We start from the raw sequence: 22,865 nt of genomic DNA, 5'->3' as shown, positions 1-22,865 counted from the left end.
ATGCGATTGCCGATTTCGTCCGCACGCCTGCCCCGCATCGTCGCCGGCGCGCTGCTTCCCGCCCTGCTGGCACTGACGCTGTCGCCGAGCGCGGCGCGCGCCGCCGATCCCGCGCAGCTGGCGTTGCTGTCAGAAGGCTGCAAGGCGCTGGGCGATCAAGTCGCCCGCGCCGGCGGCAATGGCCCGCTGTTCCTGGCCAGCTACGAGCCCGCGCCCGGCGGCGAGCCGCTAGCGCCGGCGCTGCGCAATGCCGCCTTCGTCTACGACAACGCGCTGGCCGGTATCGCGCTGGTCGCGTGCAAGCGGCCCGCTGAAGCGCGGCGCATCGCCGATGCGGTGCTGCAGGCCACCCGCCAGGACCGCCACTTCCGCGACGCGCGGCTGCGCAACGCCTACCGCGCCGGCCCGCTGCCGGCGGGCCCGGCGCCGCTGCCGGGCTGGTGGGACGAACCCAGCAAGCGCTGGTTCGAAGACGCCTACCAGGCCGGCACCGCCACCGGCAACGTGGCCTGGGCCGCGCTGCTGCTGCTGGCGGTGCATGACGCCACGCGCGATGCGCGCTATCTCGACGGCGCCGCGGCGCTGATGGGCTGGGTGCATGCCACCGTGCCGGACCCCGCCGCGCCGGCCGGATATGTCGGCGGCTTCTTCGGCCATGAGCCCAAGCAGATCCGCCAGGGCTGGAAATCGACCGAGCACAACGTCGACACCTATGCGGCGTTCAGCTGGCTCGCCAGCCTGCGCAACGAGCCGCGCTGGCGCGACGGCGCGGCGCGCTCGCGCGGCTTTGTCAGCGCCATGTGGCAGCCACGCGAGGGCCGCTTCATCATCGGCACGCACGACGACGGGCGCGCGCCCAATGCCGGCCCGTCGGCGCTCGACGCCGTGCTGTGGCCGCTGATTGCCTTCCCCGACCCGCCGCAGGACTGGCGCCGCAACCTGGCCTGGGTCGAAGCCAAGCATCGCGCCGGCGCCGGCTACGGCTTCAAGGGCAACCCCGACGGCATCTGGACCGAAGGCACCGGGCAAGCCGCGCTGGTGCTGCAGGCCGCCGGACAAGCGCAGCAGGCCGCGCCGCTGTGGCCGCTGCTGCGCGCCCAGCGCGCACCGTCCGGCATGCTCTACGCCACGCCGCAGGCGCGCGTCAGCACCGGGCTGTCGATCGGTCCCACCTCCACCACCGAGGACTTCCACTACTTCCACCTGCCGCACCTGGGCGCCACCGCGTGGGCGGTGCTGGCCGCCGCGCGCTGGAACCCGTTCCGCCCGGGCGGCTGCCTGGAGCCGTCCTGCCCGCCGCCGGCGATCGCCGCCGCCAGCCCCACCCCCGACAAGGACCGATGATGTTCGCCCTCTTCCTGGAAAACCAGACGCTGCTGATCATCAACGGCGGCGTGCTGCTGGCCACGGTGCTGCTGTCGCTGCTGTGCCGGCACGAGCGGCCGGCGGACCGCATCCTGTTCGGCGGCGTCACCGCGCTGCTGCTGGGCGTGTACCTGACCTGGCGCATCCGCGAAACCCTGCCCGACTGGCAGATGACCTTCGCCAGCGTATGGGCCCATGTGTTCTTTACCTTTGAGTGCATGACGCTGGCCTACACGCTGCTGTCGATCGTGGTGCTGGCCCGCACCAGCAACCACACGCCCGATGCGGATGCGGGAGAAGCCGCGCTGCGCCGCGCGCAGCGAGTGCCGCCGGTGGACATCTTCATCGCCACCTACAACGAAGGCCTGGAGATCCTGGAGAAGACCATCGTCGCGGCGCTGGCGATCGACTATCCGGACTTCCGCGTCTGGGTGCTCGACGACACCCGCCGCGACTGGCTGCGCGAATTCTGCGAAAGCGTCGGCGCCAACTACGTGACGCGTCCCGACAACGCCCACGCCAAGGCGGGCAACCTCAACAACGGCCTGCGCCACAGCGCCGCCGCCGGCGGCGCGCCCTACATCCTGGTGCTCGACGCCGACTTCGCGCCCCATCGCAACATCCTGCTGCGCACCGTGGGCCTGTTCGGCGACCCGCGCGTGGGCGTGGTGCAGACGCCCCAGTTCTACTACAACGCCGATCCGATCCAGTACAACCTGCGCGCCACCGAATGCTGGGTCGACGAGCAGCGCGCCTTCTTCGACGTGATGCAGCCGGCCAAGGACGCGTGGGGCGCGGCGTTCTGCATCGGCACCTCGTTCGTGGTGCGGCGCGACCTGATCGACCTGATCGGCGGCTTTCCCACCGGCACCGTGACCGAGGACATCCACCTGACCTACCGGCTGCTGCCGCACGGCTATATCACGCGCTGGCTCAACGAGCGCCTGAGCGTGGGCCTGTCCGCCGAGGGCCTGCCCGAGTACATCAGCCAGCGCAGCCGCTGGGGGTTGGGCACGATCCAGGTGGCGCTGACCGCCGATGGTCCGCTGCGCGGGCGCGGCTACACCGGCATGCAGCGCCTGCACTATGTGCACGGGCTGCTGCACTGGCTGTCGCGCCCGTTCACGCTGATGCTGCTGGCGGGGCCGCTGCTGTACTGGTACTTCGGCGTCTCCACGCTGTACGGCGAGCCGCTGCAGTTCCTCGCCTACGGCCTGCCCGCGCTGGTGGCGTACTGGGCGTACAGCATCTGGATCACCGGGCAGCGCGCGCTGCCGATCTTTACCGAGGTGACGCAGATCGTCGCGGCGCTGGCGGTGACCGCGTCGCTGGCGAGCGCGATGTTCAAGCCGTTCGGGCGGCCGTTCAAGGTCACCAACAAGGGCCTGGACCGCTCCAGGCTGGTGATCCACGGCAAGTTCGCGGCGCTGTACGCCGGCCTGCTGGGGTTCTCCGCGCTGGGCCTCGGCCGCGCGCTGGTGGTCGACCCCGATGCGCAAGGGCTGGCCTTCAACACGATCTGGACCGGCGTCGCGCTGATGCTGTACCTGGCCTCGCTGCTGGTATGCGTGGAACTGCCGCGGCCGCGCAAGGAAGAGCGCTTCCCGCACCATGCCGCCGCGCTGCTGCGCGTAGATGGGCGCGAGTACCGCGTCACCACCCGGGACCTGTCCTGCAATGGCGTGGCCGTGATCACGCCGCTGGCGCCGGCCTTCCGCCCCGGCATGGAGGGCGCGCTGTGGCTCGAGCAGACCGGCTGGATCCCGTGCCGCGTGGTACGCCGCGACGGCCAGCTGCTGGGGATCGCGCTGCATGCCAGCATGGCCGCGCGGCACGCGCTGATCCGGCTGCTGTTCACCGATCCCGCCCACAACATTGCCCGACAGGGGCAGCCCAAACTGGCGATCTCGCGCTTCATGCGGCGCGCGCTGATGGGCTGACCCCTGCTGCTCCCTGTTTCTCTCTCTCCGGAACCATCCATGCGAAGCCTGCCCCGACTCCGCCGCCCCGCCCACCTGCCGCCACGCCTGCTGCTGCCCGGCGCGCTGGTGCTGGCGCTTGCCGCGTGCACGCTGGAGCCGCAATACCAGCGCCCCGAAGCCCCGATCCCTTCGGCGTGGCCCGACGGCGCCGCCTACCGCACCGCGCAGGCCAAGCCGGCAAACGGCGCGGCGCAGCCGGGCCAGCCAGCGCAGCGCCCCGGCCCCTCCGCCGCCGACCTGGGCTGGCGCGATGTCTTCGTCGACCCGCAGCTGCGCCAGCTGATCGAGCTGGCCCTGGCCAACAACCGCGACCTGCGCATGGCCACGCTGGCCATCGACGAAGCGCGCGCGCTGTACCAGATCCAGCGCGCGGCGCAGTTCCCCACCGTGGAGGGCAATGCCGGCATGGTGTCGCAGCGGCTGCCGCAACGGCTGCGCGCGGCGGGACAGTCGCCACAGATCACCACCTACAACGCCGGCATCGGCCTGACCGCGTTCGAGCTGGACTTCTTCGGCCGCGTGCGCAGCCTCAAGCATGCCGCGCTGGAGGAATACATGGCCACCGAAGAGGCGCGCCGCAGTGCGCAGATCAGCCTGGTGGCCGAAGTCGCCAGTGCCTACCTGACGCTGCGCGCCGACCGCGCACTGCTGCAGCTGTCGCAGGACACGCTCAAGACCCAGCAGGACGCCGCGGAGATGGTCCGGCGCGGGCACCAGGTGGGCGCGATGGCGCAGCTGGACCAGCATCGCGCGCAAACCCAGGTGCAGACCGCACAGGTGGGCGTGGAGCAGTACACCCGCCAGGTCGCGCAGGACGAGAACGCGCTGGCGCTGCTGATCGGCGGGCCGCTGCCCAAGTCCGTCACCGATGCCGGTGTCGCGCCCGCCAATCCGAATGCCGCCGCACCCGATCCGCTCGACGCGCGCCTGCTGATGCGCGAGTTCCCGGAAGGCCTGCCCTCCAGCGTACTGGTGCGCCGGCCCGACATCCTCGACGCCGAGCACCGGCTCAAGGCCGCCAACGCCAATATCGGCGCGGCGCGCGCGGCGTTCTTCCCGCGCATCTCGCTGACCGGCGCGCTGGGCGTGGCCAGCAGCAGCCTGGCGGGGTTGTTCTCGGGCGGCATGGCCTGGGTCTTCGCCCCGCAGCTGACGGTGCCGATCTTCGACGCCGGCCGCAACCAAGCCGGCCTCGACGCGGCCAACGTGCGCAAGGACATCAACGTCGCCAACTACGAGAAGACCATCCAGACCGCGTTCCGCGAAGTGGCCGACAGCATGGCGGCGCGCGCCACCTACGAGCGCCAGGTGCAGGCGCAGGAAGCGCTGGTGCGCGAAGGCAGCGAGACCCGGCGGCTGTCGGAGATGCGCTTCAAGAACGGCGTGGACGACTACTTCGGCGTATTCGATGCGCAGCGCCAGCTCTATACCGCGCAGCAGGCGCTGATCACCTACAAGCTGGCCGGGCTGACCAGCCGCGTGTCGCTGTACAAGGCGCTGGGCGGCGGCTGGCGTGAAGTGACCGAGGCCGCGCCGGCGGCAAGCGGCGGGACCAGCGCGGCGCCAGCTGCCCGCCCGCAAGCCGCGGCGCGTTCGCAGGCGGTAGCGCAGCCACAGGCCGTCGCGCAACCGCAGGCCATCGCTCGACCTCAGGCGGTGGCTCAGCCGCAAGCCGTCGCGCAGCCGCAAGCCGTCGCGCAGCCGCAAGCCGTTGCACAGCCGCAAGCCGTTGCACAGCCTCAAGCCGTTGCGCAGCCTCAAGCCGTCGCGCAGCAACCGCCCGGTGCACAGCAACAGCCCGCCGCGCAGCAGCAACCCGTGGCGCAACAGCAGGCGCCGGCACCCGCTCCGGCGGCGGTCCAGCCAGCCCCTGTCGCCACCGCGCCGCGCTGAGGGCTGCACGCGGCGGCGCGAAGCGCGGGTCAGAAGTACTTCAGCCAGCGCCAGTCACGCCGCGTCGCCTTCAGCGCCGCGAACCAGCGCACCGCCGGCCACAGCACCAGCACCAGCACGGCTGCCGCCAGCCACAGCTGCCAGACATGGTCCAGGCCGAACACGCGGCCCTGGTTCAGGCCCAAGCGGTAGACGCAAAGCTGGTACAGGCCCTGCAGCACATACAGGTGCAGCAGGTAGAAGAACATCGGCACCGCGCCGAACACGGCCAGGCAACGCGCCGGACGGCCGTCCTGCACGCGCTCCAGCCACGCCAGCAGCAGGCACCCCGAGCCCAGCGTCAGCAGCAGGAACAGCAGCGACGGCGGGTACTTGGTCACGTTGAGGAAGCTCATCGCGGTATGCAGGGCATCCGCGCCGGGCATCCATTTCTGTTCCTGGCCGTAGCCGTTGAGCGCGCGCAGCCACGCAAAGCCGGCCAGTCCCGCCAGGCCGCAGGCGGCCAGCCTTAGCTGGCGCGCGCGGGCCAGCATGGCCGCGGCAAACCACGGCCCCGCCGCATAGCCCAGCGCGATCACGCCGATCCACGGCAGCACCGGATATGAGGTGCGCACCCGCAGGCCATCGGCCACCTCGATCCAGGTGCGGTCGTGCAGGATCGCCCAGGGCACGTGCCAGGCGCTGTCAGCCGCAAAGTGCAACGGGCTCAGCAGGTTGTGCCCCGCCACCAGGGCAACGCCCAGCGCGACCAGCGCCGCGCGCGGCAGCCAGACCAGCGCCGCCAGCGCCATCATGCTCAGGCCGATGGCCCAGATCACCTGCAGGTAGATCACCTGCGGCGGCAGGCGCCAGGTCCAGGCGAGGCCCACCACGGTCAGCTCCAGCAGCACCAGGAACAGGCCGCGCCTGAGCAGGAAGCCGCTGACCGCGCGCCGGTCATGCCCGGCGTTGCCGTAGAGCCAGGCCGAGACGCCGGCCAGCCCGATGAATACCGGCGCGCACAGGTGGGCCAGCAGTCGCGAAAAGAACAGTGCCGGCGAGTTGGCGGCGACATCCATCGGATCGGCGACCGGTACGTGCAGGAAGAACATGTCCCGCACATGGTCCAGCAGCATGACCAGCATCACCAGCCCGCGCAGGGCGTCGATGGACAGCAGCCTGCGGGTGGCGCCGGAAACGGACCGCGCCGCTGCGGCAGGCGCCGTCACGGCCGGCAGGGGCTGGGATGCGTCGGTACGCGCCACGGGTGTCGGCATCGTCGGACCCTCGTCAATAGCTCAGCTGCACGCCCAGCCGCACGCTGCGGCCCGCGCCCGGCGCGACCCACAGGCTGTTGTACGAGCTGGCGTAATAGGTCTTGTCGAACAGGTTGCCGACGTTGAGCGACACGCGCACGTGCCGGCTGTATTGCCAGTACCCGTGCAGGTCCACCAGCACATAGGCGGGCAGCGAGAAGCTGTCCTGCACATCGCCCGGGCGCCGTCCGACATAGCGCAGGCCGGCGCCGGCGCCGTAGCGCTGCCCCACCGGCGCCGCGTCTTCGTACATCGCCAGCAGGCTGGCGCTGGTGCGCGGCACGTTGGACAACGGCGTGCCGGGGGCAAGGCGGGTGTCCTGCGTGATCTCGGCATCGGTCAGCGCGAAGCTGCCCGAGACGCGCCAGTGCGTGCCGAGCTGCCCGGCCACGTCGAGCTCGACGCCGCGGCTGCGTGCCTCGCCGGCGGCGACATAGAACGACGGATCGGCCGGGTCGGCGGCCAGCACATTGCGCTTGCGGATTTCGAACACGGCCAGCGTGGCGCCGGTGCGGCGGTCGTCGCTGTCGAACTTGACGCCGGCTTCCAGCGCGCGGCCGCGCTCGGGTTCGAACGGCTGGCCGGCGGCGCCGGTGCCGGCATTGGGGCGGAACGACTGGCTGGCATTGGCAAACAGCGACAGGTTGTTGCTGGCCAAATAGCTCACGCCCACGCGCGGCGACACCGCGTTGTGATGCTGCGTGGTGCGGGTTCCGCGCAGGTGGTCGTCCAGCGACTGGCTGAAGCTGTCGAAGCGCACCCCGGCCAGCACCCGCCAGCGCTCGCCCAGGCTCAGCTGGTCCTGCGCGTACGCGCCGACATTGTGCTGGCGCTCGTAGTTATCCATGTTCCACGCCAGCGGCGGCGCCGGCTGGCCATAGACCGGGTCGTAGATGTCGATCGCGTACGGCGCCGCGGCGCTGGGGTTCCTGCGCAGGATCGCCATGGTGTTGCCGAAGCGGTAGGCGTCGACACCCAGCAGCAGTTCATGCCCGACCGGGCCGGTGCTGAACTTGCCGGTCACGCTGGCCTGCAGCGAGACATCGTCGGACTGGAAATCGCGGTAGCGGTGCTGGCGCCAGAGCGTGCGGCCATCTGCGGCGAGCGCGGCCGCCTCGCTCGAATGCCCGGCCAGCGCGCCGCCGCGGTATGACAGGCCGAGCCTGCCCTGCCACTGCGGCGAGAACTGGTGCTCGACGCTGAGCTGGTGCGACTGGCTGTCCAGGCGCAGGCTGCCATCGCCGGGCTCGCCCAGGAAGCGCGAACGCGGAATGCGGCCCAGCTGGCCGTTGACGGCGACCACGCCGCGGTCCATCGGCGTGGTGTAGCGCTGGAATTCCGCCGCGTACTGCAGCACGGTGTCGTTGCCGAGCATCCACGTGAACGACGGCGCGACCAGGTAGCGCTGGCTGTGGATGAAGTCGCGGGTGCTGCCCTGGTGGTCGGCCACCGCGATCAGCCTGGCGGCGATGTCTTCGCCCAGCGGGCCGGTGACGTCGACGGTGGCGCGGTAGCCGTCGCGCGTGCCCAGCTCGAAGCCATAGCGCTGCGCGGGCCGGAACTGCGGCTGGCGCGTGACCACGTTGAAGGTGCCGCCGGGCTCGCTGCTGCCGTACAGCGACGAGGTCGGGCCCTTGAGCACCTCGACGCGGTCGATGGTGGCCGCGTCCAGCGGCGCGGTATAGCCGCGGTTGGCGGCGAAACCGTTGACCAGGTAGCCCGCGCCGGTGTTCTCGTTGCCGGTGAAGCCGCGCATGGCAAAGTTGTCCCACAGCCCGCCGAAGTTGTTCTGGCGCGCGACGCCGCTGACATAGTCGAAGGTCTGGTCGAAGCGGGTCGCGCCGAGGTCGTCGAGCATGGCGCGCGGCACCACGCGCACCGACTGCGGGATCTCGCGCAGCGGCGTGTCGGTGCGGGTCGCGCCCGTGGCGTCGGGCGGGTTGTATGATGCGGTGGCCGTGCCGGTCACGGACACCGTTGGCAGCGTAATATCGGTGGCCGGCGCCACTTCCGCCGCGTCGGCCAGGCCGGACATCGCCAGCATCAGGGCGGCTACGGGCCGCCGGGCTGGCACCGGGCGGAACACCCTGTGCAGGAACGAAAGCGGCACCGCGTGCCGGGCATGGCTGGGCTGCGCAAGCAGCATAAGGAACACCCCGAAAAAAACGAGTCGCCGCGGCGGCCATCCGACTGGCAAACCGCGGCGACTCACTAATGATAATAGATTCTCACTAAGATTCTAGGCATGGAACGCATGACCCGTCAACGCGGCGCCGTGATCGACGCGCTGCGCGAAGCCGGCCGGCCGCTGAGCCCGGCCGAGATCCTGGCCGCGGCGCAGCGCCAGGTGCCGTCGCTGGGCCTGGCCACCGTCTATCGCAACCTCCGTGCCCTGGTCGACGATGCGCGGGTGCACCCCGTGGAATTGCCCGGCCAGGCGGACCGGTATGAATTGGCGGAGGAACCGGGTGCGGTGACGCACCGCCACTATTTCCAGTGCCTGGCGTGCGATCGCGTGTTCCCGCTGGAAGGGTGCCCCGGCCACCTGGAGGAAATCACGCCGCCCGGCTTCGTGGTGGAGCACCACGAACTGACGCTGCTGGGGCGCTGCCCGGATTGCGCCGGCAAGCCCGGCAAGCGGCGCAAGGCCGCGGCTCGGGAGCACTGAGCCGCGGCAGGGGCCGGCCCGCGGCCGCACGCGGCGCAACTGTACTGAGCCGCCGGCGCGCACCTGTATATGGCGCCCGCGCCGCGCTTGCCGCATGATGCGGCAACCTTCGCGCAGACCCCAACATTCCTACCGGACCCGACCTTGCAGCACGCCACCGCACACCGCCACTCGACCCTGATTGCCGTACTGGCCCTGACCGGCTCGATGGCCTCGCTGTGCATCGGCACCTCGTTTGCCAAGAGCCTGTTCTCCGCACTGGGCGCGCAGGGCACCACGGCGCTGCGGGTGAGCTTTTCCGCGCTGATCCTGCTGGGCGTCTGGCGCCCGTGGCGCATGCCGCTGACGCGCGCCAACGCGCGCGCGATCGCGCTGTACGGGGCGGCGCTGGGTGCCACCAACCTGCTGTTCTACATGTCGCTGCGAACCATTCCGCTGGGGCTGGCGATCGCGATCGAGTTCACCGGGCCGCTGGCGGTGGCGGTGCTGTCGTCGCGGCGCGCGATCGATTTCCTGTGGATCGCGTTCGCGGTCACCGGGCTGCTGCTGTTGCTGCCGGTGGGCGATGCCGCCGGCACGCTCGATCCGGTCGGCATCGGCTATGCGCTGGCCGCGGGCGTGGGCTGGGCGCTGTATATCGTGTTCGGGCAGATGGCGGGCAACGCCCACGGCGGGCAGGCGACCTCGTTGGGGCTGACCATGGCCGCGCTGGTGGTGCTGCCGTTCGGGCTGGCGCATGCGGGCACGGCCATGTTCAGTCCGACGCTGCTGCTGTTCGGGCTGGCGGTCGGCATCCTGTCGAGCGCGATTCCCTATTCGCTCGAAATGGTCGCGCTCAAGCGCCTGCACCGGCGCACCTTCGGCATCCTGCTGAGCATGGAGCCGGCCATGGGCGCGCTGGCCGGGCTGGTGTTCCTGCATGAACAGCTGAGCACGGTGCAGTGGCTGGCGATCGCCAGCATCATCACGGCCTCGGTCGGCTGCACCATGACTTCGCGCGGCAAGCGCGAGGCCGGCTGAGCAGGTTTGGCGCGGCAGCTCAGCGCGCGCTGAACCAGTCCGCCGGCAGCCGTTGCGCGCTGCGCGCCGGCTGGGCCAGCGCCAGCGAGACTTCATGCAGGAAGCTGTCGTGCGGATTGCGGCGGCTGGCAAAGCCCAGCCCTTGCAGGATGGCCAGCATGCGCCGGTTCTCGCTGAGCACGTCGCCGCGCAGGCCATGCAGGCCGGCCGCACGCGCCAGCTCGCACAGCCTGGCGATCAGGCGCCGGCCCAGCCCCTGCCCCTGCCAGGCGTCGGCCACCACCACGGCGAACTCGGCAATCTGGCCGGACACGACATATTCGGCGCTGGCGACGATGGTCTGGCTGCCGTCTTCACCGGGCGCGACCACCACCAGCGCCACGCCATCGTCCCCTGGCGCAGCCAGGCCGGCGACGATTTCGTCCACCACGCGCCCACCGGTCAGGAAGCGGAAGTAGCGGCTTTCCCGCGACAGCGCATCCACCATCGCCCGCAACGCCGCACTGTCCTGCACCCGGGTGCGGCGCAGCGTCACCTGCGTGCCCCGTCCCGCCGTCCAGCTTTCCGTCACGCCGCCGCGCGCCAAGGCCCGGTTATCCATGCTGCCACCTCTAGATTCATAATCTGTAGCCAGAGTATAGGAGATAACCTGACTTTTGCAAATGAAGTCAGCATGCTATGCTTCACGGCATCATGACCCCTACTGCGTCCGATCTCCGCCATTGCTCGATTGCTTCCACGCTGTCGCTGATCGGCGAAAAGTGGACGATCCTGATCCTGCGCGACGTTTTCCACGGCGTGACGCGCTTCGACGACTTCCTGCGCCGGCTGGAATGCTCGCCCGCGGTGCTGTCGGCGCGGCTCAAGACCCTGACCGATGCCGGCCTGCTGCGCAAGGTCGGCTACCGCGAACCCGGCGAACGCGAGCGCTTCGAGTACCGCCCCACCCGCGCCGCGGTGGAGCTGCTGCCGGTGCTGGTTGGCCTGATGCAATGGGGCGACTGCCACCTGGCGCCCGACGGGGGCCCGGTCGAGATCCGCTCGCGCGCGAATGGCAAGCTGGTGCGCGCGGCGCTGGTCGACGAGGACGGCGCCGAGGTGTCGCCGCGCGACATGCAGATCATCCCGGTGCAAAAGCCCGCCGGAGCCTGAGGCCACGGCCTGCCTGCCCCTGGTGCCGCGCCGCACCAGCGCAATTCATCGCACTGCACCATGAGCGTGCCGCGCGTCCCCGCCCCGCCCCACCACAGCGCATCCAGGCCGCTTGCGCCCCCGCCGCCAGGCCTCCAGACGCCCTTGCCCGTCACATAACCCGCTGGCACACCCCTTGCGTAATCGGGTCCGGGCCCGTCAACGGCGACCGGCCCGCCCCCACATACACAGCCCCTATCCCATGTAGCGGCTGTCAGGACAACGGCGTCCCCTGAACCGGCTTCACGGCCGGTTTGCGGGACGCCATTTGTTTTTGGAGCAAGTGACGATGACCGGCAAAGCCACCCGCATCGAGCTGCTGAGCTTGAGCACTCCGCAGATGCGCGCCTTCCACCTGACCTGGATGGCGTTCTTCGTGTGTTTCTTCGCGTGGTTTGCCTGCGCCCCGCTGATGCCGTTGCTCAAGGGCGAGTTCGGCCTGAGCACCGGCCAGATCGCCAACATCAATATCGCCGCGGTCGCGGTGACGATCCTGGTGCGCCTGGTGATCGGCCCGATGTGCGATCGCTTTGGCCCCCGCAAGACCTACACCGGCTTGCTGGCGCTGGGGGCGCTGCCGGTGCTGGGCGTGGCGCTGGCGCAGAACTACGAGACCTTCCTGGTGTTCCGCCTGCTGATCGGCGCGGTCGGCGCCAGCTTCGTGATCACGCAGTACCACACCTCGGTGATGTTCGCGCCCAACGTGGTCGGCACCGCCAACGCGGCCGCGGCCGGCTGGGGCAATGCCGGCGGCGGCGCCGCGCAGGCGCTGATGCCGCTGGTGCTGGCCGCGGTGCTGATGCTGGGCGCGGACCATGCCTTCGGCTGGCGCATCGCGCTGCTGGTGCCGGGCGTGCTGATGCTGGTGATGGCCGTCGTCTACTACCGCTTCACCCAGGACTGCCCGGAAGGCAACTACTCGGACCTGCGCGCGCGCGGCATGCAGATCAGCGGCAAGGATGGCGGCAAAGGTGGCGGCTGGGCCAGCTTCCGCGCCGCCAGCGCCAACTACCGCGTGTGGCTGCTGTTCATCACCTACGGCGCCTGCTTCGGCGTCGAGATCTTCATCCACAACATCGCCGCGATGTACTACGTCGACCGTTTCGGCCTGAGCCTGAAGGCCGCCGGCATGGCCGCCGCGAGCTTTGGCCTGCTGGCGCTGTTTGCCCGCGCGCTGGGCGGCTGGCTGTCGGACAAGACGGCGCGCCGGCGCGGCCTGGATGCGCGCGCCACGCTGCTGTTCGCGCTGATCCTGGGCGAAGGCCTGGGCCTGCTGTGGTTCGCGCAGGCCGGCAACGTTGCCATGGCGGTGGTGGCGATGCTGCTGTTCGGCCTGTTCACCCACATGGCCTGCGGCGCCACCTACGCGCTGGTGCCCTTCATCGACCGCAAGGCGCTGGGCGGCGTGGCCGGGATCATCGGGGCGGGCGGCAACGTCGGCGCGGTGGCCGCGGGCTTCCTGCTCAAGGGCCTGGGCAACGTGCAGCAGACCCTGATGGTGCTGGGCGTGCTGGCCACCATCGCCGCGCTGTGCGCCATCGCCATCCGCTTCAGCGCCGAGCACAAGGCGCGCGAGCAGGCGCTGTACGACAGCGCGCTGGCCAACTGATTGCCAGGCATCGCCCCACAGCAATATCAAGCAGCAAAGACTGACTACCGGACAAGGAAAGCATCATGAAACTGATCATCGTCGGCCACGGCATGGTAGGTCACAAGTTCCTGGAATGCCTGGCGGAAGCGGGCGCGCAGAACCTGGAAGTGACCGTGCTGTGCGAAGAACCGCGCCCCGCCTACGATCGCGTGCACCTGTCCGAGTTCTTCTCAGGCAAGTCGGCCGCAGACCTGTCGCTGGTGCCGGCGGGCTTCTTCGAACAGCACGACAATATGCTGCTGCGCCTGAACGCCCGTGCGGTGGAGATCGACCGCGCCGCGCGCACGGTCAAGGTCTCCACCGGCGAGACGCTGTCCTATGACAAGCTCATCCTCGCCACCGGCTCGTACCCGTTCGTGCCGCCGGTGCCGGGCAAGGACCGCAAGGACTGCTTCGTCTATCGCACCATCGAAGACCTCGAGGCGATGCAGGAATGCGGTGCGCGTTCGAAGACCGGCGTGGTCGTCGGCGGCGGCCTGCTTGGCCTCGAATGCGCCAAGGCGCTGCGCGACATGGGCCTGCAGACCCATGTGGTCGAGTTTGCACCGCGGCTGATGGCGGTGCAGGTCGACGAAGGCGGCGGCCGCATGCTGCGCCAGAAGATCGCGGGCCTGGGCGTGACCGCGCACACCGGCAAGAATACGGTCGAGATCGTCGACGGCGAGGACGGCACCCATCGCATGGTGTTCGCCGACGGCACCCATCTCGACACCGACATGATCGTGTTCTCCGCCGGCATCCGCCCGCGCGACGAACTGGCGCGCGCCAGCGGCCTGGAAGTCGGGGCGCGCGGCGGCATCGCGGTCGACAACCACTGCCGCACTTCCGACCCGGACATCTACGCGATCGGCGAATGCGCGCTGTGGGACGGCAAGATCTACGGCCTGGTGGCACCGGGCTACGACATGGCACGCGTGGCCGCGCGCCACCTGCGCGGCGAGGCGGCCGAGTTCGGCGGCGCCGACATGAGCACCAAGCTCAAGCTGATGGGCGTCGACGTGGCCAGCATCGGCGACCCGCACGGCACCGTGCCGGGCGCGCGCATCTACCAGTTCAGCGACGACCGCAAGGAGGTCTACAAGAAGCTGGTGGTGTCCGACTGCGGCAAGTACCTGCTGGGCGGCGTGCTGATCGGCGATGCCAGCGAGTACGGCACGCTGCTGCAGATGATGCTGAACAGGATCGAGTTGCCCGAGTCGCCCGAATTCCTGATCCTGCCGGACAGCAGCGGCAAGGCCAGGCCGGCGCTGGGCGCCGACGCCCTGCCCGACACCGCGCAGATCTGCTCGTGCAACAACGTATCGAAGGGCGAGATCTGCGCCGCCGTCTGCGATGGTTCGACCAGCATCGGCGCGCTCAAAAGCTGCACCAAGGCCGGCACCGCCTGCGGCGGCTGCGTGCCGCTGGTGACGCAGATCATGAAGGCCGAGATGAAGAAGCAGGGGATGGCGGTCAACAACCATCTCTGCGAACACTTTCCGTTCTCGCGCCAGGAGCTCTACCACCTGGTGCGCGTGGGCAAGTTCAAGACCTTCGACGCGCTGCTGGAAGCGCATGGCAGCGGCCTCGGCTGCGATATCTGCAAGCCCACGGTGGGCAGCATCCTGGCGTCGTGCTGGAACGAGTTCGTGCTGAAGGAAGAGCACGCCAGCCTGCAGGACTCCAACGACTACTACCTGGCCAACATCCAGAAGGACGGCACCTACTCCGTGGTGCCGCGCATGCCGGGCGGCGAGGTCACGCCCGAAGGCCTGATCGCCGTCGGCCAGGTCGCGAAGAAATACGGCCTCTACACCAAGATCACCGGCGGCCAGCGCGTGGACCTGTTCGGTGCGCGTGCCGAGGAACTGCCCTATATCTGGGAAGAGCTGATCGCCGCCGGCTTTGAATCCGGCCATGCCTACGGCAAGGCGCTGCGTACGGTGAAGTCGTGCGTGGGTTCCACCTGGTGCCGCTATGGCGTGGGCGATTCGGTCGGCCTCGCGATCGAACTGGAAAACCGCTACAAGGGCCTGCGCGCGCCGCACAAGATCAAGTTCGGCGTGTCCGGCTGCACCCGCGAATGCGCCGAGGCGCAGGGCAAGGACGTCGGCGTGATCGCCACCGACAAGGGCTGGAACCTGTACGTCTGCGGCAACGGCGGCATGAAGCCGCGCCACGCCGAATTGCTGGCGAGCGATCTCGACCACGACACGCTGGTGCGCTACATCGACCGCTTCCTGATGTTCTACGTGCGCACCGCCGACCGCCTGCAGCGCACCAGCGTCTGGCGCGACAACCTCGAAGGCGGACTCGACTACCTCAAGGCGGTGGTGCTGGACGACAAGCTCGGCATCGCCGCCGAGCTGGAAGCCGAGATGCAGCACGTGGTCGACACCTATGAAGACGAGTGGAAAAAGGCCGTGACCGATCCCGAGACGCGCAAGCGCTTCCGCCACTTCGTTAACAGCGACCGCCGCGACGACAACCTGGTCTTTATCGAAGAGCGCGGCCAGATCCGCCCGGCCACGCCGGAGGAACGGAACTTGCGACGTTCCCGGCTGAGCCACATTCCCGTGGTGTCCATGCCCGCGAAAGCCGCCTGACCGTGCCCGCAAACAAGGAGAACGTGATGAGCCATCCCCACCATGCCGAAACGTGGACCGCCGTCTGCACCGTGCGCGATATCGTGCCCAATACTGGTGTGTGCGCGCTGGTCGGCGACCGCCAGGTCGCGGTCTTCCGCATCGGCCGCGGCGACGAGGTCTACGCTATCGACAACTTCGATCCCAACGCGCAGGCCGCGGTGCTGTCGCGCGGGCTGGTCGGCAACCTGGGCGAACGGCTGGTGGTGGCCTCGCCGATCTACAAGCACCACTTCGACCTGCGCACCGGCGAATGCCTGGAGGCGCCCGAGCAGTCGGTCAACGCCTACGCCGCGCGCGTCTATGACGGCAAGGTATGGATCGCCGCCGGCGTGGAAGTGCGCGAGGCCGAGGAAGAACTCGCCGCCTGACCCTGCCGCTCCGATCCATGCTGCCCCTGTCCACCTGCCCTGCCAACGGAGATGCCGGCATGACGCCTTCCGCCAATCCTCAAGCCCGGCCACGCCTGGTCGTGGTCGGCAACGGCATGGCCGGCATGCGCACGGTCGAGGAACTGCTGCGCCTGGCGCCGGACCTGTACGACATCACGGTGTTCGGCGCCGAGCCGCACGGCAACTACAACCGCATCCTGCTGTCGCCCGTGCTGGCCGGCGAGAAGACGGTGGCGGACATCATGCTGAACACGCGCGAGTGGTACGAAGAGAACGGCATCGAGCTGCTCGCCGGCGATCCCGTGGTCTCGATCGACCGGCCGCGCCGCGTGGTGCGCTCCGCCGCGGGGCGCGAGGTGCGCTATGACCGCCTGCTGCTGGCTACCGGCTCCAAGCCGTTCATCATCCCGGTGCCGGGCCACCAGCTCGACGGCGTGATCGCGTTCCGCGACATCCAGGACGTCGAGACCATGCTGGAGGCCGCGCGCAACCATCGCCACGCGGTGGTGATCGGCGGCGGCCTGCTGGGGCTGGAGGCGGCCAACGGCCTGCTGCGCCAGGGCATGGACGTGACCGTGGTGCACCTGGCCGACTGCCTGATGGAGCGCCAGCTCGACAAGCCGGCCGCGACGCTGCTCAAGGGCGCGCTCGAACGCAAGGGCCTGCGCTTCCTGCTGAGCGCGCAGACCGCAGAGATCCTCGGCAGCGAGCGCGTCACCGGAGTGCGCTTCAGGGACGGCAGCGAGATCCCCGCCGACCTGGTGGTGATGACCGCCGGCGTGCGACCCAATATCGAACTGGCCGCCGGCGCCGGCCTGCACTGCGAGCGCGCCATCGTCGTCGACGACACGCTGCAGACCTACGACCCGCGCATCTACGCCGTGGGCGAGTGCGTGCAGCATCGCCAGGCCACCTTCGGACTGGTCGCGCCGATCTGGGACCAGGCACGCGTGTGCGCCGCGCACCTGGCCGGCGCCGGCCATCGCCGCTACGTGCAGCAGGCCACCGCGACCAAGCTGAAGGTGACCGGTGTCGACCTGTACTCCGCCGGCGACTTCATCGGCGGCGAAGGCAGCGAAGACCTGGTACTGCGCGACGCGCGCCGCGGCGTCTACAAGCGCCTGGTGCTGCAGGACGGCCGCCTGGTCGGCGCGGTGCTGTACGGCGACGTGCAGGACGGTGCCTGGTACTTCGAGCTGATCCAGCAAGGCACGCCGGTGGCGGCGCTGCGCCAGCGCCTGCTGTTCGGCAAGGCACAGTGCGAAGCGCTGGCTGCCTAGCGTCAACCAAGCCATATAACGCCCCCGCACGGAGAACGCGTGAACCTGTCCGACATCCCGGTTGTCTCTGCAACCCCGACCACTACCACCGCCACGACCTGCCCGTACTGCGGCGTCGGCTGCGGCGTGCGTGCCACGGTGCGCGCCGACGGCCAGGTCGAGATCGCGGGCGACGCGCAGCATCCGTCCAACCAGGGCCGGCTCTGCGTCAAGGGCTCGGCGCTGGGCGAAACGGTCGACCTGGAAGGCCGCCTGCTCCATCCCCAGCTGCGCGATGACGACGGCCGGCTGCGGCAGGTGTCGTGGGACCGCGCGCTCGACACCGTGGCGCAGGGCTTCACCGATATCATCCGCCGTCATGGTCCGGATTCGGTCGCGCTCTACGTCTCGGGCCAGCTGCTGACCGAGGACTACTACGTCGCCAACAAGCTGATGAAGGGCTTCATCGGCAGCGCCAATATCGACACCAACTCGCGCCTGTGCATGTCGTCGGCCGTCGCCGGCCACAAGCGCGCCTTCGGCGAAGACCTGGTACCGGGCAACTACGAAGACCTGGAACTGGCCGACCTGGTGGTGCTGGTGGGCTCCAATACCGCGTGGTGCCACCCGATCCTGTTCCAGCGCCTGTCCCGGGCCAAGGAAGCGCGCCCGGAGATGAAGATCGTGGCGATCGACCCGCGCCGCACCGCCACCTGCGAACTCGCCGACCTGCACCTGGCGATCCGCCCCGGCACCGACGTGTGGCTGTTCAACGGGCTGCTGAGCTACCTCGCGCGTGAAGGGCACGCCAACGCCGCCTTCGTCGGCGCCAGCACCGCGGGACTGGACGAAGCCCTGCAGGCCGCCGACGCCACCTGCGCCGATCCTGCCGCGGTGGCACGCGCCTGCAAGCTGAACGTGCAGGAAGTGCTGGACTTCTACGCCCTGTTCGCGCACACCGAAAAGACCGTGACCGCCTTCTCGCAGGGCGTCAATCAGTCGTCGGCCGGCACCGACAAGGTCAACAGCATCATCAACTGCCACCTGCTGACCGGCCGGATCGGCCTGCCGGGCACGGGCCCGTTCTCGCTGACCGGCCAGCCCAACGCGATGGGCGGGCGCGAGGTCGGCGGCCTGGCCAACATGCTGGCCGCGCATATGGAGCTGGCAGACCCGCTGCATCGCGAGGTCGTGCAGGGCTTCTGGCAAGCGCCGGCGATCGCAGACCGCCCTGGCCTCAAGGCGGTGGAGTTGTTCGAGGCCATCGAGGCCGGCCGCGTCAAGGCGGTCTGGGTGATCGCCACCAACCCGGTGGTGAGCCTGCCGGATGCCGACCAGGCTCGCCGCGCGCTGGCCAGGTGCGAACTGGTAGTCAGCAGCGATATCGTCGAGCGCACCGACACCAACGCCGCCGCGCATGTGCTGCTGCCCGCGCTGGGCTGGGGCGAGAAGGACGGCACCGTGACCAACTCCGAACGGCGCATTTCGCGCCAGCGCGCCTTCCTGCCGGCGCCGGGCGAAGCGCGCGCCGACTGGGACATCCTGTGCGAGGTGGCACGCCGCATGGGCTTCAGCGGCTTTGACTATGCCGGGCCGCACCAGATCTTCGACGAACATGCGCGCCTGAGTGCATGGCGCAACCATGATGCGCCGCGCGCGTTCGATATCGGTGGGCTGGCCGGCCTGGATCGCGCGCACTATGACGCGCTGGAACCGGTGCAGTGGCCGGTGCCCGCGCGTGGCGCCCACGATGCCGGGCGCTTGTTCGGCGATGGCCGCTACGCCCACGCCGACGGCCGCGCCCGCTTTGTCGCCACGCCGCCCCGTGCGCCGGCCCACGCGCCCGACGACGACTTTCCGCTGATCCTGAACACCGGCCGCGTGCGCGACCAGTGGCACACCATGACGCGCACCGGCAAGTCGGCCAAGCTGGCCGACCACCTGCCCGAACCCTTTGTCGACATGCATCCTCAGGACGCGCTGCTGTGCGGCGTGGGCGAGGGCAAGCTGGCGCGCGTCAGCACGCGCTGGGGCGCGATGGTCGCACGCGTGCGGCATGGCGGCGGCATTCCGCGCGGCAGCGTGTTCGTGCCGATCCACTGGAACGGGCAGTTCAGCTCCGATGCGCGCGTCGGCGCGCTGGTCAATCCGGTGGTCGATCCGGTTTCCGGCGAGCCCGAGTTCAAGCACACGCCGGTGCGGGTCGAGCCGTTCGGCGTGCACTGGCATGGCTTCATGCTGAGCCGCCGCGCGCTGCCGGCCGAAGCGCTGACCTACTGGACGCGCGTGCAGGGCCGCCAGTTCCAGCGCTATGAATTCGCCGGCCGCGACACCGTCGCCGATCGCACCGCCTGGGCGCGCGCGCTGCTTGGCGTGACCGACCCGGACGCCGACTGGCTGGAATACGAGGACCGCGCCGCTGGCGTGTACCACGCGGGCCATGTCGTCGACGACCGGCTCGAGGCCTGCGTTTATGTGTCGACGCGTCCCGAGCTGCCGTCGCGCGCCTGGCTCGCCGGCCTGTTCGGACGCGAGCGGCTGGAAGACACCGACCGCATCGGTCTGCTGCTCGGACAGCCGATGGAGAAAGGCGCCGACACCGGCCCGACGGTGTGCTCGTGCTTCGGCGTGGGGCGCAACACCATCTGCGATGCGGTGCGCAAGCATGACCTGAAGACACCCGCGGAGATCACGGCCTGCCTCAGGGCCGGCGGCAACTGCGGCTCGTGCGTGCCCGAGCTGAAAAAACTGCTGGTGGAAGTGCGCGTGGCCGAGGCAGCCTGATCTTTCGCCAGGCATTAGGCATCCTTTACGAGAACCAGATTGCTGTCGCCACGGCTTGCCGCCATGCTAGCCGCGCACACCGCGACAAGCCGCCCCGGACCCACGGCGCGGCAACAATCTGGAGACAGCAATGAAGGATGCGAAGTATTGGCACGCCGGGCCGCGATGGCTGGCGGGCGTGCTGGTGACGGCTTCGGCCATGGCGGGCGCCTGCGGCGCGGCAGCGGCCGACGCCTATCCGGCCAGGCCGATCACCCTGGTCGTGCCCTACTCCGCCGGCGGCCCGACCGATGTGGTTGCGCGCACGCTGGCGCAAGCCATGTCGCAAGACCTCGGCCAGAGCGTGGTGGTGGAAAACCGCACCGGTGCCGGCGGCACCGTCGCCGCCGCCTTTGTCGCCCGCGCCCAAGCCGACGGCTATACGCTGCTGATCCACCACAACGGCATGGCGACCGCGCCGGCGCTGTACAAGAAGCTGTCGTATGCGCCGCTGAAGGACTTCGAGTACGTCGGCCAGGTGGCGGACGTGCCGATGACGCTGATGGGCCGCAAGGACCTGCCGGCCAGGACCGTGCCGGAACTGATCCAGTACGTGACGCAGAACAAGGACAAGGTGTCGTTGGCCAATGCCGGCCTGGGCGCCGTGTCCCAGCTGTGCGGACTGCTGTTCGAACAATCGGTGCACGTGAGGCTGAACGCCATTCCCTACCAGGGCGCGGGCCCCGCGCTGACCGCGCTGCTGGGCGGCCAGGTCGACCTGCTGTGCGACCAGACCACGGCCACCCTGCCGCATATCCAGGCCGATCGCGTGCGCCTGTTCGGCGTCACCACGCCGGGACGGATCAAGGCGCTGCCGCAGGCCCCGACTCTGCAGGAAGGCGGCCTGAAAGGCTTTGACGTCAAGGTATGGCACGGCATCTACGCGCCCAGGGGCACGCCGCCGGCCGCAGTCGAACGCCTGACCAGGGCATTGCAGAAGGGGCTGAAGGATCCTGCCGTGATCAGGAAGCTGGACGGACTTGGCGCGGAAATCGTCCCGGTCGACAAGCAGACGCCTGACGGCCTGCGGACGCTGCTGAAGGCGGAAAGCGACAAGTGGCAGCCGCTGTTGAGGTCGATGAAGGTCGAGGCCGACTAGGCCGACGCTCCTCTGCCGGCAATACGTTAGAATCTTTCATCTCCCGGGCGGACCTTCCTGGTCCGCCCATCCCGCCTGACTGGTGCCGCCGCGCACCGCTTCTGTCTGCGCCCGACTCTGCGGCGCCGCTCAATTTCCCGATTTAGGTGGTTTTTGCCATCGATGCCGTCGCGTTGCCGTCTCTACGCGCGCTTCGGCTGTCCGTCATCTCACCCGGAGTTTCCCAATGTCATCGCCGTTCCTTCTGCCCGTCCTGGCCCTTGCCGTCTGCATGGTCGGGGCAGCGGAGTTCATGCTCGCACCGATGCTGGCCCCGCTCGCCGCGGCCTTCGACACGTCTCCGGCGCATGCCTCGGGACTGGTCTCGGCCTATGCCTTGTCCTACGCCGCGGCGGCACCGCTGATGGGTTGGCTCTCGGATCGCGCCGGACGCCGCAAGGTACTGCTCGCTGCCATGCTGCTGTTCGCGGCGGATAGCTTTGCGCTGACGCTGGTGCCGACACTGCAGGCCGCCATGGCACTGCGAATTCTTGGCGGCCTCGCCGCAGCCGCCACGATCCCGACCGTCTTCGCGCTGATCGCCGAGCGGATCCCCCCGGCGAGGCAGGCAGGCGCCATGGGTGGCGTCATGCTTGGCATGACCGCGGGCATCGCGGCTGGGCCCGCCGTGTCAGGTTTGCTGGCTGAAAGCTGGGGCTGGCGCGCGCCATTTCTGTGGATCGCTGGCTGCTGCCTGGCGGCCTTCGGAGCGGGCTCCTGGGTGATTCCGCGCGATCTGCCACCCGCCTGCATGAGCATGACTAAGGATCCGTCAATCAACAACGCAGGCGACGGCATCTTGGGTCTTCTGCTCGCAAAAGGCGCCTGGAATGGCAGTGCAGTCGCGGGCTACGTCTTTGCGGGAGAAGTCCTGCGAATCCGATACGGGCTGGAGGTGGGAGCCGTCGGCATTGCCGTTTCCGTATTCGGTCTGGGGCTGGCGCTCGGCAATATGCTGGCAGGACAGGCCCGCAGACGTTACCAGCGCGAAGAAAACATCCTGACTTTCGCTACCGTGGTGGTCGCCGGTTCCATGACCTTATTCCTGACGGCCGCGATCGGGCTGTCGGTGGCGCTGGGATGTCTGCTGACCTGGGGAGCGGCGCTGGGTATCGCGGCACCTGCCAGCACCGCCCTCCTCGCGCAAAGGGCCGGTGCCAACAAAGGAAAAGTGCTCGCGGTGTCGGAAAGCATCAATAACGTGGCCGTACTGATGCTGTTGCCGGTCGCTGCAAGCGCGTCGGCAACATACGGTGTCACGCCTGACGCGGCATTGCTGGGCGGAATCTGCATGGCCGGCGCCATCGGGAGTGCCACGGTACGGCGTCGGCAGCTCTAAGAGAAAATGCGAGCGCAGCGTTTAGGCCGCGCCAAAGACAAAACCCCTCGCAGCACACGCTGTCGAGGGGTTTTGCAGTATAAGAGCCTGGCGATGACCTACTTTCACACGGGTAATCCGCACTATCATCGGCGCGGAGTCGTTTCACGGACCTGTTCGGGATGGGAAGGGGTGGTTCCAACTCGCTATGGTCACCAGGCATGAGGGGTTGTGGCGCTGTCGGGT

General features: G+C 69.3%; 16 protein-coding genes and 1 rRNA gene. 13 read left to right on the top strand and 4 right to left on the bottom strand.

Annotation, left to right across the window (positions count from 1 at the left end; translation table 11 throughout):
* From A3AG_RS0104490 to A3AG_RS0104480, 3 genes are read left to right on the top strand one after another with little or no spacing between them, the layout of a single operon-like run.
* On the top strand, window positions 1-1,344 hold the full coding sequence (locus A3AG_RS0104490; RefSeq protein ID WP_018004271.1) for a hypothetical protein: 1,344 nt from the start codon (window positions 1-3) through the stop codon (window positions 1,342-1,344).
* A complete protein-coding gene (locus A3AG_RS0104485) occupies window positions 1,344-3,305 on the top strand; it encodes a glycosyltransferase family 2 protein (RefSeq protein ID WP_026163941.1) in 1,962 nt (653 codons plus the stop codon). Before A3AG_RS0104490 ends, A3AG_RS0104485 begins: the two co-directional genes overlap by 1 nt.
* A 39-nt stretch (window positions 3,306-3,344) precedes the next feature.
* Window positions 3,345-5,240 (top strand): efflux transporter outer membrane subunit, encoded by a 1,896-nt coding sequence (locus tag A3AG_RS0104480; protein ID WP_018004269.1) that lies wholly within the window; start codon window positions 3,345-3,347, stop codon window positions 5,238-5,240.
* A gap of 29 nt (window positions 5,241-5,269) precedes the next feature.
* On the opposite strand, the gene A3AG_RS0104475 is transcribed toward A3AG_RS0104480, so the two are convergent.
* Together A3AG_RS0104475 and A3AG_RS0104470 are read right to left on the bottom strand one after the other, a co-directional pair.
* Window positions 5,270-6,496 (bottom strand): acetyltransferase domain-containing protein, encoded by a 1,227-nt coding sequence (locus A3AG_RS0104475; protein ID WP_051073473.1) that lies wholly within the window; start codon window positions 6,494-6,496, stop codon window positions 5,270-5,272.
* A 13-nt stretch (window positions 6,497-6,509) separates the two neighbouring features.
* Window positions 6,510-8,681 carry a TonB-dependent siderophore receptor gene (locus tag A3AG_RS0104470; protein ID WP_026163938.1) on the bottom strand — a complete coding sequence of 724 codons (2,172 nt, stop codon included), beginning with the start codon at window positions 8,679-8,681 and terminating at the stop codon, window positions 6,510-6,512.
* Window positions 8,682-8,780: 99 nt separating this feature from the next.
* Between A3AG_RS0104470 and A3AG_RS0104465 the strand changes: the two genes are divergently transcribed.
* The gene (locus tag A3AG_RS0104465) at window positions 8,781-9,203 is read left to right on the top strand and encodes a Fur family transcriptional regulator (RefSeq protein WP_018004267.1); all 423 of its coding nucleotides are present in this window, start codon (window positions 8,781-8,783) and stop codon (window positions 9,201-9,203) included.
* A gap of 207 nt (window positions 9,204-9,410) precedes the next feature.
* Window positions 9,411-10,223 (top strand): EamA family transporter, encoded by an 813-nt coding sequence (locus A3AG_RS0104460; RefSeq protein WP_240619790.1) that lies wholly within the window; start codon window positions 9,411-9,413, stop codon window positions 10,221-10,223.
* Window positions 10,224-10,242: 19 nt separating this feature from the next.
* On the opposite strand, the gene A3AG_RS0104455 is transcribed toward A3AG_RS0104460, so the two are convergent.
* The gene (locus A3AG_RS0104455; RefSeq protein WP_018004265.1) at window positions 10,243-10,824 is read right to left on the bottom strand and encodes a GNAT family N-acetyltransferase; all 582 of its coding nucleotides are present in this window, start codon (window positions 10,822-10,824) and stop codon (window positions 10,243-10,245) included.
* 77 nt (window positions 10,825-10,901) lie between these two features.
* Between A3AG_RS0104455 and A3AG_RS0104450 the strand changes: the two genes are divergently transcribed.
* From A3AG_RS0104450 to A3AG_RS0104415, 8 genes are all read left to right on the top strand, one after another.
* The gene (locus tag A3AG_RS0104450) at window positions 10,902-11,375 is read left to right on the top strand and encodes a winged helix-turn-helix transcriptional regulator (protein ID WP_018004264.1); all 474 of its coding nucleotides are present in this window, start codon (window positions 10,902-10,904) and stop codon (window positions 11,373-11,375) included.
* A gap of 328 nt (window positions 11,376-11,703) precedes the next feature.
* Window positions 11,704-13,023, top strand: coding sequence for a NarK family nitrate/nitrite MFS transporter (locus tag A3AG_RS0104445; RefSeq protein ID WP_018004263.1), 1,320 nt, complete (start codon window positions 11,704-11,706; stop codon window positions 13,021-13,023).
* 65 nt (window positions 13,024-13,088) lie between these two features.
* On the top strand, window positions 13,089-15,650 hold the full coding sequence (nirB, locus tag A3AG_RS0104440) for a nitrite reductase large subunit NirB (protein ID WP_018004262.1): 2,562 nt from the start codon (window positions 13,089-13,091) through the stop codon (window positions 15,648-15,650).
* A 26-nt stretch (window positions 15,651-15,676) separates the two neighbouring features.
* Entirely contained in the window at window positions 15,677-16,060 is a 384-nt protein-coding gene (gene nirD, locus A3AG_RS0104435) for a nitrite reductase small subunit NirD (RefSeq protein ID WP_026163936.1), read from the top strand.
* A 59-nt stretch (window positions 16,061-16,119) separates the two neighbouring features.
* Window positions 16,120-17,361 (top strand): NAD(P)/FAD-dependent oxidoreductase, encoded by a 1,242-nt coding sequence (locus A3AG_RS31345; protein ID WP_018004260.1) that lies wholly within the window; start codon window positions 16,120-16,122, stop codon window positions 17,359-17,361.
* Window positions 17,362-17,400: 39 nt separating this feature from the next.
* On the top strand, window positions 17,401-20,124 hold the full coding sequence (locus tag A3AG_RS0104425) for a nitrate reductase (protein WP_018004259.1): 2,724 nt from the start codon (window positions 17,401-17,403) through the stop codon (window positions 20,122-20,124).
* Between the two features lie 130 nt (window positions 20,125-20,254).
* Window positions 20,255-21,262, top strand: a complete 1,008-nt coding sequence (locus A3AG_RS0104420; protein WP_018004258.1) for a tripartite tricarboxylate transporter substrate-binding protein — start codon at window positions 20,255-20,257, stop codon at window positions 21,260-21,262.
* A 226-nt stretch (window positions 21,263-21,488) separates the two neighbouring features.
* Window positions 21,489-22,640, top strand: coding sequence for an MFS transporter (locus A3AG_RS0104415; protein WP_018004257.1), 1,152 nt, complete (start codon window positions 21,489-21,491; stop codon window positions 22,638-22,640).
* 85 nt (window positions 22,641-22,725) lie between these two features.
* Here A3AG_RS0104415 and rrf read toward each other — a convergent pair.
* A 5S ribosomal RNA gene (rrf, locus tag A3AG_RS0104410) occupies window positions 22,726-22,839 on the bottom strand.
* Window positions 22,840-22,865 lie beyond the last annotated feature (26 nt).

Origin of the sequence: Cupriavidus neocaledonicus, from assembly GCF_000372525.1 — a bacterium.
Taxonomy (GTDB): domain Bacteria; phylum Pseudomonadota; class Gammaproteobacteria; order Burkholderiales; family Burkholderiaceae; genus Cupriavidus; species Cupriavidus neocaledonicus.
Note: the sequence above shows the minus strand (reverse complement) of the source record. Positions and strands in the feature narration are given on the sequence as shown.

Bases quoted from the DNA above. Each gene is read 5' to 3' on its own strand.
- A3AG_RS0104420 (WP_018004258.1), top strand. From the start codon at position 20,255: ATGAAGGATGCGAAGTATTGGCACGCCGGGCCGCGATGGCTGGCGGGC.
- nirB (WP_018004262.1), top strand. From the start codon at position 13,089: ATGAAACTGATCATCGTCGGCCACGGCATGGTAGGTCACAAGTTCCTG.
- A3AG_RS0104485 (WP_026163941.1), top strand. From the start codon at position 1,344: ATGTTCGCCCTCTTCCTGGAAAACCAGACGCTGCTGATCATCAACGGC.
- A3AG_RS0104415 (WP_018004257.1), top strand. From the start codon at position 21,489: ATGTCATCGCCGTTCCTTCTGCCCGTCCTGGCCCTTGCCGTCTGCATG.
- A3AG_RS0104460 (WP_240619790.1), top strand. From the start codon at position 9,411: ATGGCCTCGCTGTGCATCGGCACCTCGTTTGCCAAGAGCCTGTTCTCC.
- A3AG_RS0104490 (WP_018004271.1), top strand. From the start codon at position 1: ATGCGATTGCCGATTTCGTCCGCACGCCTGCCCCGCATCGTCGCCGGC.
- A3AG_RS31345 (WP_018004260.1), top strand. From the start codon at position 16,120: ATGACGCCTTCCGCCAATCCTCAAGCCCGGCCACGCCTGGTCGTGGTC.
- A3AG_RS0104465 (WP_018004267.1), top strand. From the start codon at position 8,781: ATGGAACGCATGACCCGTCAACGCGGCGCCGTGATCGACGCGCTGCGC.
- A3AG_RS0104455 (WP_018004265.1), bottom strand. From the start codon at position 10,824: ATGGATAACCGGGCCTTGGCGCGCGGCGGCGTGACGGAAAGCTGGACG.
- A3AG_RS0104480 (WP_018004269.1), top strand. From the start codon at position 3,345: ATGCGAAGCCTGCCCCGACTCCGCCGCCCCGCCCACCTGCCGCCACGC.
- A3AG_RS0104470 (WP_026163938.1), bottom strand. From the start codon at position 8,681: ATGCTGCTTGCGCAGCCCAGCCATGCCCGGCACGCGGTGCCGCTTTCG.
- nirD (WP_026163936.1), top strand. From the start codon at position 15,677: ATGAGCCATCCCCACCATGCCGAAACGTGGACCGCCGTCTGCACCGTG.
- A3AG_RS0104445 (WP_018004263.1), top strand. From the start codon at position 11,704: ATGACCGGCAAAGCCACCCGCATCGAGCTGCTGAGCTTGAGCACTCCG.
- A3AG_RS0104475 (WP_051073473.1), bottom strand. From the start codon at position 6,496: ATGCCGACACCCGTGGCGCGTACCGACGCATCCCAGCCCCTGCCGGCC.
- A3AG_RS0104450 (WP_018004264.1), top strand. From the start codon at position 10,902: ATGCTTCACGGCATCATGACCCCTACTGCGTCCGATCTCCGCCATTGC.